Source organism: Sphingobium sp. TCM1 (genome assembly GCF_001650725.1).
Classification (GTDB): domain Bacteria; phylum Pseudomonadota; class Alphaproteobacteria; order Sphingomonadales; family Sphingomonadaceae; genus Sphingobium.
In genome coordinates this window covers 62,470-76,315 of record NZ_LXVX01000038.1, presented here as the reverse complement: position 1 = coordinate 76,315, position 13,846 = coordinate 62,470, and the positions used below count along the sequence as shown (strand labels likewise).

The 13,846-nt window shown below is 64.8% G+C and carries 13 protein-coding genes; 7 read left to right on the top strand and 6 right to left on the bottom strand.

Going from position 1 to position 13,846, the window contains the following annotated elements; all coding sequences use genetic code 11:
• Positions 1-80: 80 nt before the first annotated feature.
• Together A7Q26_RS19675 and A7Q26_RS19670 are read left to right on the top strand one after the other, a co-directional pair.
• A complete protein-coding gene (locus tag A7Q26_RS19675) occupies positions 81-1,226 on the top strand; it encodes an acyl-CoA dehydrogenase family protein (RefSeq protein ID WP_066863280.1) in 1,146 nt (381 codons plus the stop codon).
• Positions 1,226-2,140, top strand: a complete 915-nt coding sequence (locus A7Q26_RS19670) for an acyl-CoA dehydrogenase family protein (protein ID WP_066863277.1) — start codon at positions 1,226-1,228, stop codon at positions 2,138-2,140. Before A7Q26_RS19675 ends, A7Q26_RS19670 begins: the two co-directional genes overlap by 1 nt.
• A gap of 49 nt (positions 2,141-2,189) precedes the next feature.
• Here the strand turns inward: A7Q26_RS19670 and A7Q26_RS19665 are convergent, their stop codons facing one another.
• Together A7Q26_RS19665 and A7Q26_RS19660 are read right to left on the bottom strand one after the other, a co-directional pair.
• Positions 2,190-3,575 (bottom strand): aromatic ring-hydroxylating oxygenase subunit alpha, encoded by a 1,386-nt coding sequence (locus tag A7Q26_RS19665; protein ID WP_066863763.1) that lies wholly within the window; start codon positions 3,573-3,575, stop codon positions 2,190-2,192.
• Between the two features lie 140 nt (positions 3,576-3,715).
• On the bottom strand, positions 3,716-4,891 hold the full coding sequence (locus A7Q26_RS19660; RefSeq protein ID WP_066863759.1) for a CaiB/BaiF CoA transferase family protein: 1,176 nt from the start codon (positions 4,889-4,891) through the stop codon (positions 3,716-3,718).
• 173 nt (positions 4,892-5,064) lie between these two features.
• Between A7Q26_RS19660 and A7Q26_RS19655 the strand changes: the two genes are divergently transcribed.
• Genes A7Q26_RS19655 through A7Q26_RS19635 form a run of 5 tightly spaced genes read left to right on the top strand, consistent with a single transcriptional unit; the run spans position 5,065 to position 10,564 of the window.
• A complete protein-coding gene (locus A7Q26_RS19655) occupies positions 5,065-6,219 on the top strand; it encodes an acyl-CoA dehydrogenase family protein (RefSeq protein ID WP_232313878.1) in 1,155 nt (384 codons plus the stop codon).
• A gap of 33 nt (positions 6,220-6,252) precedes the next feature.
• Entirely contained in the window at positions 6,253-7,134 is an 882-nt protein-coding gene (locus tag A7Q26_RS19650; protein WP_198162993.1) for an HpcH/HpaI aldolase/citrate lyase family protein, read from the top strand.
• Positions 7,135-7,163: 29 nt separating this feature from the next.
• On the top strand, positions 7,164-8,393 hold the full coding sequence (locus A7Q26_RS19645; RefSeq protein WP_066863271.1) for an acetyl-CoA hydrolase/transferase family protein: 1,230 nt from the start codon (positions 7,164-7,166) through the stop codon (positions 8,391-8,393).
• Position 8,394: 1 nt separating this feature from the next.
• The gene (locus tag A7Q26_RS19640; protein ID WP_066863268.1) at positions 8,395-9,162 is read left to right on the top strand and encodes an enoyl-CoA hydratase/isomerase family protein; all 768 of its coding nucleotides are present in this window, start codon (positions 8,395-8,397) and stop codon (positions 9,160-9,162) included.
• A 40-nt stretch (positions 9,163-9,202) separates the two neighbouring features.
• Positions 9,203-10,564, top strand: coding sequence for an aromatic ring-hydroxylating oxygenase subunit alpha (locus A7Q26_RS19635; protein ID WP_066863265.1), 1,362 nt, complete (start codon positions 9,203-9,205; stop codon positions 10,562-10,564).
• 95 nt (positions 10,565-10,659) lie between these two features.
• Here the strand turns inward: A7Q26_RS19635 and A7Q26_RS19630 are convergent, their stop codons facing one another.
• The 4 genes from A7Q26_RS19630 to A7Q26_RS19615 all read right to left on the bottom strand — a co-directional run bounded on the left by A7Q26_RS19630 (position 10,660) and on the right by A7Q26_RS19615 (position 13,799).
• Positions 10,660-11,499, bottom strand: coding sequence for a TauD/TfdA dioxygenase family protein (locus tag A7Q26_RS19630; RefSeq protein ID WP_066863262.1), 840 nt, complete (start codon positions 11,497-11,499; stop codon positions 10,660-10,662).
• 70 nt (positions 11,500-11,569) lie between these two features.
• The gene (locus tag A7Q26_RS19625; protein WP_066863753.1) at positions 11,570-12,154 is read right to left on the bottom strand and encodes a TetR/AcrR family transcriptional regulator; all 585 of its coding nucleotides are present in this window, start codon (positions 12,152-12,154) and stop codon (positions 11,570-11,572) included.
• A gap of 68 nt (positions 12,155-12,222) precedes the next feature.
• Positions 12,223-13,023: an SDR family NAD(P)-dependent oxidoreductase gene (locus A7Q26_RS19620; protein ID WP_066863259.1), complete on the bottom strand. Its 801-nt coding sequence runs from the start codon at positions 13,021-13,023 to the stop codon at positions 12,223-12,225.
• Between the two features lie 23 nt (positions 13,024-13,046).
• Positions 13,047-13,799 (bottom strand): SDR family NAD(P)-dependent oxidoreductase, encoded by a 753-nt coding sequence (locus tag A7Q26_RS19615; RefSeq protein WP_066863256.1) that lies wholly within the window; start codon positions 13,797-13,799, stop codon positions 13,047-13,049.
• Between the last annotated feature and the right edge of the window lie 47 nt (positions 13,800-13,846).

Below are 13,846 nucleotides of genomic sequence, written 5' to 3'. Positions count from 1 at the left end.
CGTTCTCTTGGGGGCTGCCCTGTTCTCGGCGCCGGGCTTTGGGTACCCGGAGACATGCGCCATGCCGGAAGAGCGATGCGATGAATTTTGAGTGGACAGAGAAAGAGGCTGGCTTTCGCCAGCGACTGCGCGATCTGCTGGCTGACTGGCTGCCGGAGGATTGGGAGCGTTTTTCGCAGCATGGTCCGGCGTCGCCGGCGCTCACCCGCTATGCGGAGGGCTTTTGCGGCAGGCTGGCGGAGGAGGGGTTGCTGATCCCGCACTGGCCCGTCGCGCTGGGCGGGCTGGGCCTTGATCCGTGGCACCAGGCGATCCTGGCCGAGGAGATGTGGATCGCGGGCGAACCACGCGGCGGCCAGTATATGAACGTCAACTGGATCGGCCCCACCCTGATCCGCTATGGGTCGGAGGCGCAGAAGGCGCGCTACCTGCCACCGATCGCGCAGGGGCGGGCGCTCTGGTGCCAGGGCTTTTCCGAACCCGGTTCCGGGTCGGACCTGGCGTCGCTGCGAACACGGGCGGTGCGCGACGGCGAGACATATCGCGTCAACGGGCAGAAGATCTGGACCAGCTATGCCGGCCTGGCGGACAGCTGCTTTCTGGTCTGCCGGACCAGCGACGATCGCAAGAAGGGCATATCCATCCTGCTGGTACCGATGGACACGCCCGGCATCACCGTGCGGCAGATCCCCTCGCTGATCGGCGAGGGCGATATTCATGAGGTATTTTTCGACGATGTGACCGTGCCGGTTTCAGCGCTTCTGGGCGAGGAAGGCCAGGCGTGGGAGATCATCGCCTATTCGCTGACCAACGAGCGGCTCGGCATACCGCGCTATGCGCTCGCGCGCGCGGCGCTCGACCGGGCCGTGGCGGAACTCAGGATGCTGGGTGACTGGCGCGGCGATGCGGTGAAGATCGAGGCGGCCCATGCGGCCGCCCTGTGCGAGGCCGCCCGCATGGCGAGCTATGCCCTGATCGACCGTCGCGCCAAGGGCGAGCCGATCGGCGCGGAATCCAGTTCCGCCCGGTTCGCGACAGTGATGGCCGAGCGGCGAGTGTGCGAGTTCGTCGTCGAATATCTGCCCGAAGCGCTGGCGGACGCCCATCCTTATCTGAAGATGCACCACCAGCGCGGCATCGTCGCCGGCATCGCGGCCGGTGCGGCGGAAATCCAGCTCAACATCATCGCCACCGATATTCTCAAACTGCCCAGGGAGCCGCGCTGATGGATCTGGCGCTGAGCGACGATCAGGTCGCCATTCTCGATGCGATCGACAGCCTGACACGGCCCTTCGCCGCGGCTTCCCTGCATGACTCCGGTTTTGCCTTGCCCGATGCGCCGCTGGACCGGGCGCTTGCGGAGGGAGGGTTTCTCGATGTCGGGTTCGACCCCGATCTGGGGATCGTCACGGCGGCGCTGGTCGTCGCGGCGCTGGCGCGCCTGCCGCAGGCGGTGGAGGCGGCGGCCAGCGCGGTCGTCCGGCCGTTGCTGGGGGATGACAAGCCCCGGCCGCTCTGCCTGGTGGAGGAGGGTCGGGAACATCGCCCGATCCGGTTTCTCGCGCCCGGCGCGACCGTGCTGATGGTCGGTGCCTCCGACGTGTCCTGCTTCATCGTGGCCGCGGATCAGGTGCGCGCCGAACCCGACGCACTCCACGCCTATCCGATGGGCAACCTGGTCGCCGCGCCCGTCGATCGCGCACGCCTGGCCCTTTCGCCGCAGGATGTGCTGACTCGCTGGCGCATCGCGCTGGCGGCGGAGGCTGCGGGCCTGCTTGGCGCGGCGCTGGACAGCACGGTCGCGCATGTGACCGATCGCCAGCAATTCGGCCGGCCGCTCGCGACCTTCCAGGCATTGCGGCACCGGCTGGCCGAAGCGCAGGTGCGCGCCAATGGCGTCCACTGGCTGGCGATGAAGGCGGCGGCCACGCTCGATCCGGCGGACGCCGCGCTGGCGGCGCTGCACGCCCAGGAATCGGCGCGCCTCGCGGTATACGACTTCCACCAGTTCCTTGGCGCCATGGGCATGACGCTGGAGCATCCGCTCCATTTGTGGACCTATCGGCTGAAGGCGTTGATCGGGGAGCTTGGGGGGCGCGGCGGGCAGGCGCTGGTCGCCGCCGAGGCGCTGTGGGGATAAGCGGCACGGGCGACGCGGAGATGGTCCGAGCCGCCCGCCGCCCGCGGGGTCAAAGGCCCAGGTCGAGAATCGGCCCGTCGAAATTGCCGGCCAGCTTCTGTGTCGCGGCGAGCAGGCTTTCCCGTGGCGCGCCCTTCAGATAGCCATCGATGATCCGCTGGTAATTGCTGATCAGCCCCTCGATATCCTTCGACAGTCGCATGAAGTCGAAGCCCTGCGCGTGAAGCCCCTTCTGCTGGATGGGGATGTTGGAATAATCCTGCCGGGGGATCTGCGGGAAACGGTCGCTGTCATGTGGCAGCATCACCGTCTCCATCACCGGCGGGGGTTCCTGGCCTTCGGGGAAATGAGTGAGCGACCAGAGTTCGAACAGGCAGCTTTCCGGTCCCAGCGGGCGGATGCGATAGGCCGCCATGCTCGAAAGGAAAGGCAGCAGGAAATAGTTGGGGAAGATGAACTCGACCGCCTTCACCGGAGTTTCCATCGCGATGCGGTTGAGGTCGGGCGCCGGTTCGCCGCGCACGCGTGCCGCTTCGGTGACGCAATGGTTGACCATCCCGAACCAGTGCATGATCGCCTGCTGCGGATCTTCGGGCAGTTCGACATCGACCAGCGTGCGCGCGACCGCGACATCCTTGGCGTGGCACATGCCGGCCATGCCGTCGCTCAGCAACTGCATATGGTCGACCTGGTCCTGGATATTTTCCTTCATCGACCGATGCATGTTGATCGGCACGCCGATCCCGCCCGTATCCATGCCGTACATGCTGTTGTAGAGGATCGGCACCTTCTGTTGCAGCTGCGGATGCGTCCGCATCACATGATAGCCTTCCATGAAGGCTTCCATCGCGATCTTCCAGTTGGCCGGCAGCACGGTGCCGAAGCACCATTCGGCGCGCATCCTGTCGGCATGGTAAGCGTCGAGCCCGGCCGCGAGCGGCCCCAGCTGGTCGCGCAGGGACGGCGCATCGTCATCGAAATTGATGAAGACGCAACCGATCGCGATCTCGCTGCGGCAGGGGCGCAGCGCCAGGTCGTCCTCGTCCAGCTGCCGCTCGCTGAACATATGGCGGCCGTAGACAAAGCTGTTCTTGCCCTCGCTGTTCCAGCGCCAGCCATGGAAGGGGCAGATGAAGCCCTTGCCCTTGCAATTGCCGTGCGGTCCTTCGGTCAGCGGCACACCGCGATGGCGGCAGGCATTGTGGAACGCCCGGATGCCGTCCTTCCCGCGCACGATGATGACCGACTTGCCGAGATTGCTATATTCGATCCAGTCGCCGATCTCCGGAATCTGCTCGACCCGGCACGCCATCTGCCAGACATGGGGCCACAGATGCTCGACCTCCTGCTGGTAGAAATCGGCGTCATAGTAGCGCGGCGTGGGGATGCGCTCGGGATCGTTCACCTCGAAGGGCACGTCGCGCGCCTTGGTCATCACATCCTCCGCCATGGTTCACCCTGTCGCTATCCTGTCCTGGGCACCGGAGCGTAAAGACTGGCGAAGGCGGTTCAAGGATGAACGGCCGGCCGGCCTGCTTCATCGCCGTGCCGATGGAGCGGGAGGCCCTGATCGATTCATTCCGGGACGACCGGATATTCCCGGTCCAGTTCGGCCAGCACATCCTGCGTATCCGTGCCCAGTCGGGGCGTCGGCCCGGCCACCCGGCCCGGCGTGCGCGAGAACCAGGTCGGCACGCCCGGATAGCGCACCGTGCCATAGGGCGCCTCGACGGATTCGAAGAAGCCGATGGCATTCAAATGCGGATTGTCGAACAGTTCGTCGGTGGTGCGCAGCGGCGCCGCCGGGATATGCAGCCGCTCCAGCAGATCGAGCCATTCCTGCGTCGTCCGTTCCAGGAAGGTCTCGCCCAGCAGCCCGTAGACGCGTTCGATCTGCTTCGCCCGCTTGGCCAGCGTATCGAAGGCGTCGCTGGCCCAGGGCGGCTGGACAGCCTGGATAAAGGCGTTCCAATGCTTGTCATTATAGACCAGCGCCGCGACATAGCCGTCCCTGGTGCGATAGGGCTTGCGGTTGCGCGCCACGACGCGGTGATAATGGGCCGGCCCGAGCGACGGGTCGAACATCATCCCGCTCGCATGTTCGGCCAGCATGAAGGAGGCCATGGTTTCGAACATGCCGACTTCCACTTCCTGCCCCTCGCCGGTGCGTTCGCGATGGAACAGCGCCATCATCGTGGCATAGAGCGCGGTCAGCCCCGACACCTTGTCCGCCATGATGGTGGCGGCGAAATCGGGCTGGCCGGTCATCAGGCCCTGAAGGTGCGGAATGCCGCATTCTGCCTGGATGGTGTCGTCATAGGCGGGCTTGTCGGCATCCGGACCGCGACGGCTGTACCCATAGCAATTGGTGTAGACGATGTCGGGGCGGATCGCGCTGACGGCGGCATAGTCGAACCCCAGCCGGGCGATCGCCTTGCCGCGCATGGAATGGATGAAGATGTCGGCGGTCGCGATCAGCCGGCGCAGCGTCGTGCGATCGGCCTCCTGCCGCAAGTCCAGCACTACGCTGCGCTTGCCACGGTTCACATTGGTGAACACGCCGCCCAGGTCGGGCGTCGGCCCGGCATTGATGTAGCGGGTCGCGTCGCCACCGTCTGGCGGTTCGATCTTGATGACGTCGGCGCCCATGTCCGCCATGATCTGCGTCGCATAGGGGCCGAAGACCATGGAGGTCAGGTCGACCACCCTGATGCCCGACAAGGGGCCGCCCCCGGCGGTGCCTGCGCTCATTTCGCTCTCCTGTTCCATGCATCGGGGCTAGGATAGGAAGGCGGAGAAATCCACGCGCAACCGCTTCGCCCCACCGATATGTCGCGGGCGTCCGATTGTGCGCTCCGTTGGCCGCTGATACCCCCGACGCGGATCGGGAGAGAAACAGAGGCGAAGCGTCCGTGGATTTTGCATTGACCGAAGATCAGCGGAGTATCCGCGAAAATGTGCTCCAGCATTGCGGGCAGTTTTCCGACGATTATTGGCTTGCGCGCGACCGGGACGGCGTCTTTCCCGATGATTTCTATGCCGCGATGGCCGGTGCGGGCTGGCTGGGCGTCGCCATGCCGGAATCGGTCGGGGGCGCGGGTCTTGGCATTACCGAGGCCGCGATCATGATGCAGGCGGTGGCCGAGGCGGGCGGCGGGATGACCGCGGCATCGACCATCCACGGCCCGGTGTTCAGCCTGGAGCCGATCGCGCTTTTCGGGACCGACGAGCAGAAGCAGCGCATGATCCCGCCGGTCCTGTCGGGCGCGGAAAAAATGTGCTTCGCCGTGACCGAACCCAATACCGGCCTGGATACGACCAAGCTCAAGACGCGGGCTGAGCGGGTCGAGGGCGGCTATCGCGTCAATGGCGAGAAGATCTGGATCACCAACGCCCATGTCGCGGACCGCATGATGCTGCTGGCGCGGACGACGCCCCTGGAGGAGGTGGCCAACAAGACCCATGGTCTCTCGCTCTTCTTCACCAGGCTGGATCGGGATCGTATCGAACATCAGCTCATCCCCAAGATGGGTCGCCATGCGGTTGGATCCAACATGTTGTTCATCAACGATCTTTTCATTCCCGAAGGGGATCGGATCGGGGAGGAGGGGCAGGGTTTCCGCATCATCCTCAAGGGACTGAACCCTGAGCGCATCCTGCTGGGCGCCGAGGCGATCGGCATTGGCCGCAACGCGATCCAGCGCGCCGCCCGCTATGCGCGCGAAAGGATCGTATTCGACCGGCCGATCGGCATGAACCAGGGAATCCAGCATCCGCTCGCCAAATGCTGGGCGCAGCTCGAGGCGGCGAACCTGATGGTGATGCAGGCGGCGACCAAGTTCGACAAGGGCGAGGATTGCGGCGTGGAAGCCAATGCCGGCAAATATCTGGCGGCGGAGGCCGCGTTCGAGGCCTGTCATACCGCCATGCTGACCCTGGGCGGCATGGGCTATGCGCAGGAATATCATGTCGAACGATTGCTGCGCGAAGTGCTGATTCCGCGCACGGCGCCGGTCAGCCCGCACATGATCCTGAATTTCCTGGCGGAAAAAGTGCTCGATCTGCCAAAATCCTACTGATTGCCCCGTTTCGTTAAAAAGGTGCCTGACCGAATGTCCGTGACCCCGCCCACCAAGATGCGTTCCTGGCTCTTCGCGCCGGGGGACAGCGAAAAGAAGATGGCGAAGGCGGCCGACAGCGCCGCCGATATTGCGCTGTTCGACCTGGAGGATGCGGTCGCGCCGGAGAACAAGGTTCTCGCCCGCCAAATGATCCACGATTTCCTGCGGACGAGGGACGGGCTGGAGCGTTTGTGGGTGCGGGTCAACCCGCTGGATGGGCCGCATACGCTGGCGGACCTGGCGGCGATCATGCCGGCCCGGCCCGGCGGCATCATGTTGCCCAAGGCCAATGGACGATCGGATGTCGAGCGTCTGGATCATTATCTGTCCGCGCTGGAGGTGGCGAACGGCATTGCGGAAGGATCGACCCCGCTGATCGTGCTCGTGACCGAAACGGCCGAGGCCATGTTCCATACCGGCGACTACAAGGGCGCGCCGCGTGTCGTCGCGCTCAGCTGGGGGGCGGAGGATCTGGCCGATTCGATCGGCGCCAGTTCCAATCGGAATGCCGACGGCAGCTATGGCTACACCTATGAACTGGCCCGCAGCCTTTGCCTGCTGGGCGCCGCCGCCGCCGGGGTAGCCGCGATCGAGACGATCCAGGGCGATTTTCGCGACCTGGACAGCTTGAAGAGTAGGGCTGAAAAGGTCCGTCGCGACGGGTATCGCGGAATGCTGGCGATCCACCCGGCGCAGGTGGACGTGATCAACGCGGCCTTCTCCCCCACAACCGATGAAATCGCCGAGGCGCAGGCCATCGTCGATCTGTTCGCCGCCCATCCGGGGGTCGGCACGATCGGTTACAAGGGGGGAATGCTCGATCGTCCGCATCTTAGCCGCGCCGAACAACTCTTGCGGCAGGTCGGGCCGTGACACGCGCTGCACCTGTCCATTTCGCCGATATGTTAAGGGCCGGCGATGCGATCGTCTTCGGCCAGGCCTGCGGGGAACCGACCAGCCTGGTAGAGGCGCTGATCGAGCAGGGCGCTGGGATAAGGGGCCTCACCGCCTTCATCGCGACCAGCTTTTCCGGCCTGTTCACGCCGGAAAGTGCCGAGAGCTTCGCCCTTTCGAGCATGGGTGCGATCGGGACGCTCCGGTCGATGACGAAGGCCGGCCGGTTGCAGATCATCCCTGTCCATGTCAGCCAGGTCGGGCCGCTCATAACCGCCGGGATCATCCCCTGCGACGTGGCGATGATCCAGGTCAGCCCGGCCGATGCCGACGGCAACCATAGTTGCGGCCTGATCAGCGATCATGTCCGCGCCGCGGTCGACAAGGCGCGGGTCGTCATTGCCGAAGTCAACGAAGCCGTGCCCTTCACCTGCGGCGAGAGCATATCCGCTTCGGCGATCGACATGGCGATTCCGGTCAATCGACCGCCGGTGGAGGTGCAGCCCGCCGCCATCGGTGCGGTCGACGAGGCCATCGCCGGGCACTGCGCCGCCTATATCGGCGACGGCGCGGTCATCCAGACCGGCATCGGCGCCGTGCCCGACGCGCTGCTGCGCCTTCTCAAGGATCGCAAGGATCTGGGCGTGCATTCGGGCATGATCGGCGACGGGCTCGTCGATCTGGTCGAGGCCGGGGTCGTCACCAACGCCCGCAAGGAAATCGACGCCGGCGTTTCCATCAACGGTGCGCTGATCGGCACCCGGCGCCTGTATGACTGGGTGCATCGCAACCCCGCCATCCGCATGTGCGCAACCAGCTATACCCATGATGCCGCGATATTGGGCCGGCTGTCCCGACTGGTGACCATCAACTCGGCGCTGGAGGTCGACCTGACCGGCCAGGTCAATGCCGAACAGTCCGGCTCCGCCTATCTCGGCGGCACGGGCGGCCAGGTCGATTTCGTCCGGGCTGGCGCGCGATCGCCCGGCGGACGCTCGATCATCGCCCTGTCGGCATCGGCCAAGGGCGGGACTGTCAGCAAGATCGTGTCCCAGCTTTCGGGTCCGGTCACGACCGCGCGCAGCGACGTCGACATCGTCGTCACCGAATTCGGCGCGGCGGAACTCAAGGGACAAAATCTGGCCGAGCGCACGCGCCGCCTGATCGCCATCGCGCATCCTGATTTTCGCGAAATGCTCGAGCGCGCGGCCCACATGATCCAGCAGCAGGGGTTCTGACATGAGTGACGCCGTCCTTTTCGAGACCCGCAGCGACGGTATCGCCATCCTCACCATCAATCGCCCCGAACAGCGCAATTGCCTCAGCCGCGACGTGCGAGAGGGATTGCGGGCGGCATGGGATCGGTTCGAACGCGACCCGACCCTGCGCATCGCCATTCTGACCGGTGCGGGAGACCGGGCTTTCTGCGCGGGCGGCGACCTCAAGGAGATGGTCGAGACCGGGATGAGGGTGCCGCCGCGCGACCTTTTTCCGCTGCCCTATGACAGCATAGAACTGTCCAAGCCGACGATCGCGGCGGTCAACGGGGTGGCTTTTGCCGGTGGATGGATGATCGCCCAGGCCTGCGACCTTTGTGTCGCCAGCAACACGGCGCGCTTCGCCATCACCGAGGTCAAGGTCGGTCGGTCTTCCCCATGGGCGGCGCCGCTCATTCACATGATTCCCCAGCGGATCATGATGGAAATCATCCTGACCGGAAAGCCGATCACCGCGCAGCGGGCCTATGAAATCGGTCTGGTCAATCGGCTTGCCGAGCCGGCGGCGCTGATGGACGCGGCGCTGGAACTGGCGGCGGAAGTCCTGGAAGGCGCGCCGCTCTCCGTCAAGGCGGGCCGCGACACGGTGATGCTGGCGACGGAGATGGGCCGTGCCGCAGCGCTCCAGGCTGCGCGGGCCGCGTCCGAACATGCCTATATGAGCGACGATGCGCAGGAAGGTCCGCGCGCCTTTGCCGAAAAACGCCGGCCCGATTGGCAGGGCCGCTGAACAGACAGGGCGGCCGCGCCGCCCGGAAAGCGAGGATGGCATGAACGAACTGAGCAAGGTCGCCCAGCCGGATGAGACCCTGATCGCGCCGGTCAGGGTTCCGGTCGAGGCCTATATTTCGAAGGATTATGCCCGCGCGGAACAGGACCGGCTCTGGCGCAAACTGTGGTTGCAGGCGGCGCGCATCGAGGACATTCCCAATGTCGGCGACTTCATCACCTACGACATATTGGAGGATTCGGTCATCGTCATGCGGACGGGGCCGGACGAACTGCGCGCATTCCACAATGTCTGTCCGCACCGGGGGCGCCGGCTGATCGATACGCCGGCCGGCGCGCGCAATGCGCGGGGCAATCGCACCAGCATCATATGCGGCTTTCATGGCTGGACTTTCGACCGGCAGGGCCAATGCACCTTCGTGAACCACCAGGACGACTGGCAGGGCAAGCTGACGGCCGAGAGGACGAAACTGGGCGATGTCCGCGTCGATAGCTGGGGTGGCTGGGCCTGGATCAATCTCGATCCCGATTGCGGGACGCTTGCCGACTATCTGGGCGTCGTGCCGGAAATGCTGGATCCCTTCCAGTTGCAGAATATGCGCTATCGCTGGCGCAAATGGATCATCTTCGATTGCAACTGGAAGGTGGCGCTCGAAGCGTTCAGCGAAACCTATCATGTCCAGACCACCCATCCGGAATTCAACGCCTTCGGCGAGTTCCGGGGATGGGCGCGCAAATATGGGCTGCACAGCAATATCGGCTATGACGCCCCGAAGAACATGGACGAGAACCAGGCGAAATTGCGCATCGGCTCGGGCGAGGATCCCCGCCTGTCCACGGCCGAAATGCAGCTTTTCACCTGGGAGAATGCCAATACCAACACGACCATGACGCTGGTCCGGGCCGCCGAGCGGCTGAAGGACGAACTGCCGGAGGGAACGCCCGCACCCCAGGTGCTCCAGCATTGGCTGGCAAGTGCGCGTGCCGACGACGAAAAGCGGGGGGTGTTCTGGCCCGTGGTCGATCCCGCCCACACGGCCAGGAGCGGCACCGCCTGGCAGATATTCCCCAATTTCCAGATCGGCCACGCGGTCAACAACATGCTCTGCTATTCGGCCCGGCCCTATGGCGCCGACCCAGACAAATGCATCTTCGAGGCAGCGGTCTACGAACTGTTCCCTGAAGGGGAGGCGCCACAGACGGAATGGACCTACACCGCAGCGGAGGAGTGGCCGCCGGTGCTGCAGCAGGACTTCACCAACATGGCTGCCGTCCAGCATGGGATGAAGAATGTCGGCTTTCGCGGCACCCAGCCAAACCCCTATATGGAACGGGCCGTGGCCAGCCTGCACCATAATCTGGCCCGCTACATGGGCACGGGCGACCCTGAACCGCTGGATTGAGCCATGGAGGGGGTGGTGGCACCGCCCCCTTTCCGGAACGGAAAAAGCCGCCGCCAGATCATGGCGGCGGCTTTTTCCTTGATCTTTCGGTCGGCTTACTCGAAGGGCTCTTCGCCTTGCAGCTTGGTGCGATGCATCATCCGGCCGCAATTGGGATCATAGGCCTCGGCCCGGTGCATGGTGCCGGTATTGTCCCAGATCACCAGGTCGCCGACGCTCCATTCGTGGCTGTAGCTGAACTCCTCCTGCGTCGCCCACTCGCGCAGGCCCACAAGGATTTCGGCGCTCCTGGCCGCGGGCACGTCCAGCACGCGATGCGCGGTGCAGCCCAGCACCAGCGACTTGCGGCCCGACCGATGGTTCCACACCAGCGGCAGCTCATTCTCACCGATCGCCTGCATCCCCTTGAGCTTGGCCAAGCTGGGTTCCGGTTCGTAATAGAAAACGCTGGCCCAGACCGAGTGGACGACGCGCAGCTTGTCATATTCGGCCTTCTGCTCGTCGCTCAAGGCGTCATAGGCGGCATAGGTGTTGCAGAAGCCGGTATTGCCGCCCCAACTGGCCGGCACCTTGCACGACAGCAGGGATGCCAGGATCGGCACGTCGTTCATCGTGCCGTCGATATGCCAATAGAGTGATCCCTTGAGATATTCGGCGCTCTGGGGATTTTCCTTCACGTCCAGCGTGATCTTGTGGATTTCCTCGCCGCCGCGGATCTCCGCCGCAAAGCCGCCAAGCGTCTTGGTGAAGGCGACCTGCTCTTCATCGGTGAAGTTGATCTTCGGAAAAACCAGCACGCCGCGCTGCTCGAGCAATTCGCGAATCTGCGGACCCAGATCACCCGCCAGCAATTCCTCCTTGCTGTTCAGGATTCGGCTGCCGATCCTGGGCTTGATCTCTTCATGGACGAAGCGCGTGATCGTGGTGGCGGACATGCCCGACTCTCCTTTCTTCCTCAACATTGAACACCTGTTCAGCATGGGTGGAAGAAAAAGTCAAGGCATCTCATTTTTTCGGAGGGAACAGGTCGTCCAGCCATTTTTCGACGGCAGCCCTCGCATCCTCATGTCCAGCGATGACACCGAGTCCGCCCTCCATGACGAGAGCGCGGCCGGCGGCCGCCAGTAACAGGCTGAGGCCGGCGGCCGTCACGCCGCGTTCGGCCAGCCGGGCGCCCGCCATGCGTTCCAGCGCTTCGACCTGCCGCGCGCGCATCTCCTCGCTATGGCGCGCGATCTCCGCGCGAATGGCCTTGCGGTGATTGGCGAGGGCGACAAATTCCATCGCCAGTCCGGTGCGGCTCGTGTCCACGAAGAAGCGCCAGAGCGCATGGACCGGGTCATCGCTGGCGAGCGCATCGGCGATCATCCGGTCGCTCTGCTCCGCGCCGCGGCGAAAGACAGCGAGCAGAAGATCGTCGGTCGTCGGGAAATAATAATGGACGAGCGATGGCGGCAGCGCGGCGCGGAGCGCGACGCGGCGGCTGCTGGCGGCAGCATAGCCATCATCGCGGATGACCTGTTCAGCGGCATCGAGGATGCGGGCACGGGTTTCGGAGCTTTCGGTTCCGACGCGGCGTTTCTGGACCATGGCCCGAGCATAGGTGTCGCCGCCGCCCGTGCAAGCCTGTCGGAAGATCGTGCGATCCCCCGCAGGCGTCACCGCGCGAAATCCTGCACCGAAATGCCGCTCATCGCGGTCCAGCCGGCGTCGTTGTTGAAGACCCCGCCAGTGGCGAAGCTGGCCTCGTCGCTGGCCAGGAAAAGCGCCATCCGCGCCATCTCCTCCGGATCAGCCATGCGGCCGAGCACGCCCATCCGATCGATCAGCGTGCTGGATGTCGGCAATCCCGCCCGTTCCATTTCCGCCCGCTGATGCTTGGCCATGGGCGTTTCGGTCGCACCGGGACAGAGGGCGTTGACCCGGATGCCGTACCGCCCAAGTTCCACGGCCGCGACCTTGGAGAGCGCGACCACGCCCGCCTTGGACGCGCAATAGCCGGCCGTGCCCGCGACTATCGACGCGGCGATGGAGGCGGTGTTGACGATCGATCCGCCACCCGCCTCGATCATGCGGGGCGCGACATGCTTTATCATCAGCCACACGCCCTTGAGATTGACTTCAAGACATTTGTCGAAGGCCGCTTCGTCGATCGAGAGGATCGATTGCTTGTTCTCCGTGTCCACGCCGGCATTGTTGAACAGGATGGTCGGGAGGCCCAGTTCAGCTTCGGTGCGGGCGACGATCGCGGCCACTTCGGCCGACCGGCTGACGTCCGCGCCGACCGCTATCGCCGTTCCGCCCTGTGCGCGGATGGCCTGCACGATCGGCGCGACGCGCGCCTCGTCGAGATCGACGGCCGCGACCGATGCGCCTTCCCGCGCGAAGAGCTGCGCCGCTGCTTCGCCCATTCCCCCTGCGGCGCCGGTGATAATGGCGACCTTGCCGTGGAGACGCATCGATCATCCCTTCCAGGCTGGCGTCAGTGGGAACCCATGTAGCGGCCGCCATTGGTACTAATCGTCTGGCCGGTGATATAGCTGGCCTCCTCCGACGCCAGATAGGCGCAGGCGGCCGCGATGTCCTCGGGCTTGCCGATGCGTTTCATGGGCAGGGTCTGGGCAAAAGCTTCGACGTCGATCGGCGCGGCGCGCAGCATCGGGGTGTCGATGAATCCGGGGGGCACCATGTTGAACGTCACGCCGCTCGCAGCGAATTCCAGCGCCAAAGCCTTTGTCATGCCCATGAGGCCCCCCTTCGACGAGACATAATGCCCCTGTGCGAAGGACCCGGACTGGACCGACGAGGAGGTGATGTTGATGACCCGGCCCCATCCGGCGGCGAGCATGTCGGGCAGCACTTCCTTGACGACCAGATAAGGGCCGCGCAGGTTGATGCGGATCACCTTGTCGAACAGGTCGTCGTCAATATCCATGAAGGGCGTGAACGGCGCTATGCCGGCATTGTTCACGAGGATCGCGACCGGCCCGAGCCGCGACCGGGTTTCCGCCGCCGCCGCATGGATCGCGCTCTTTTCGGCGCAATCCGCGGTGATCGCGATGGCGGTGCCGCCCGCTTCCTCGATCAGGCGCGCCGTTTCGGCAGCGCCTTCCCCATTGATGTCCCAGACTGCAATCTTTGCCGTATCCTCGGCCAGGCGAAGGGCGATGGCGCGGCCGATGCCCGATCCGGCGCCCGTCACAACCGCGACCCTGCCATTGAGTGAGCGTGTCATCGCAAATCCTTCCCGTCTATCGTCCATGGACGAATGGTGTTGTTGAA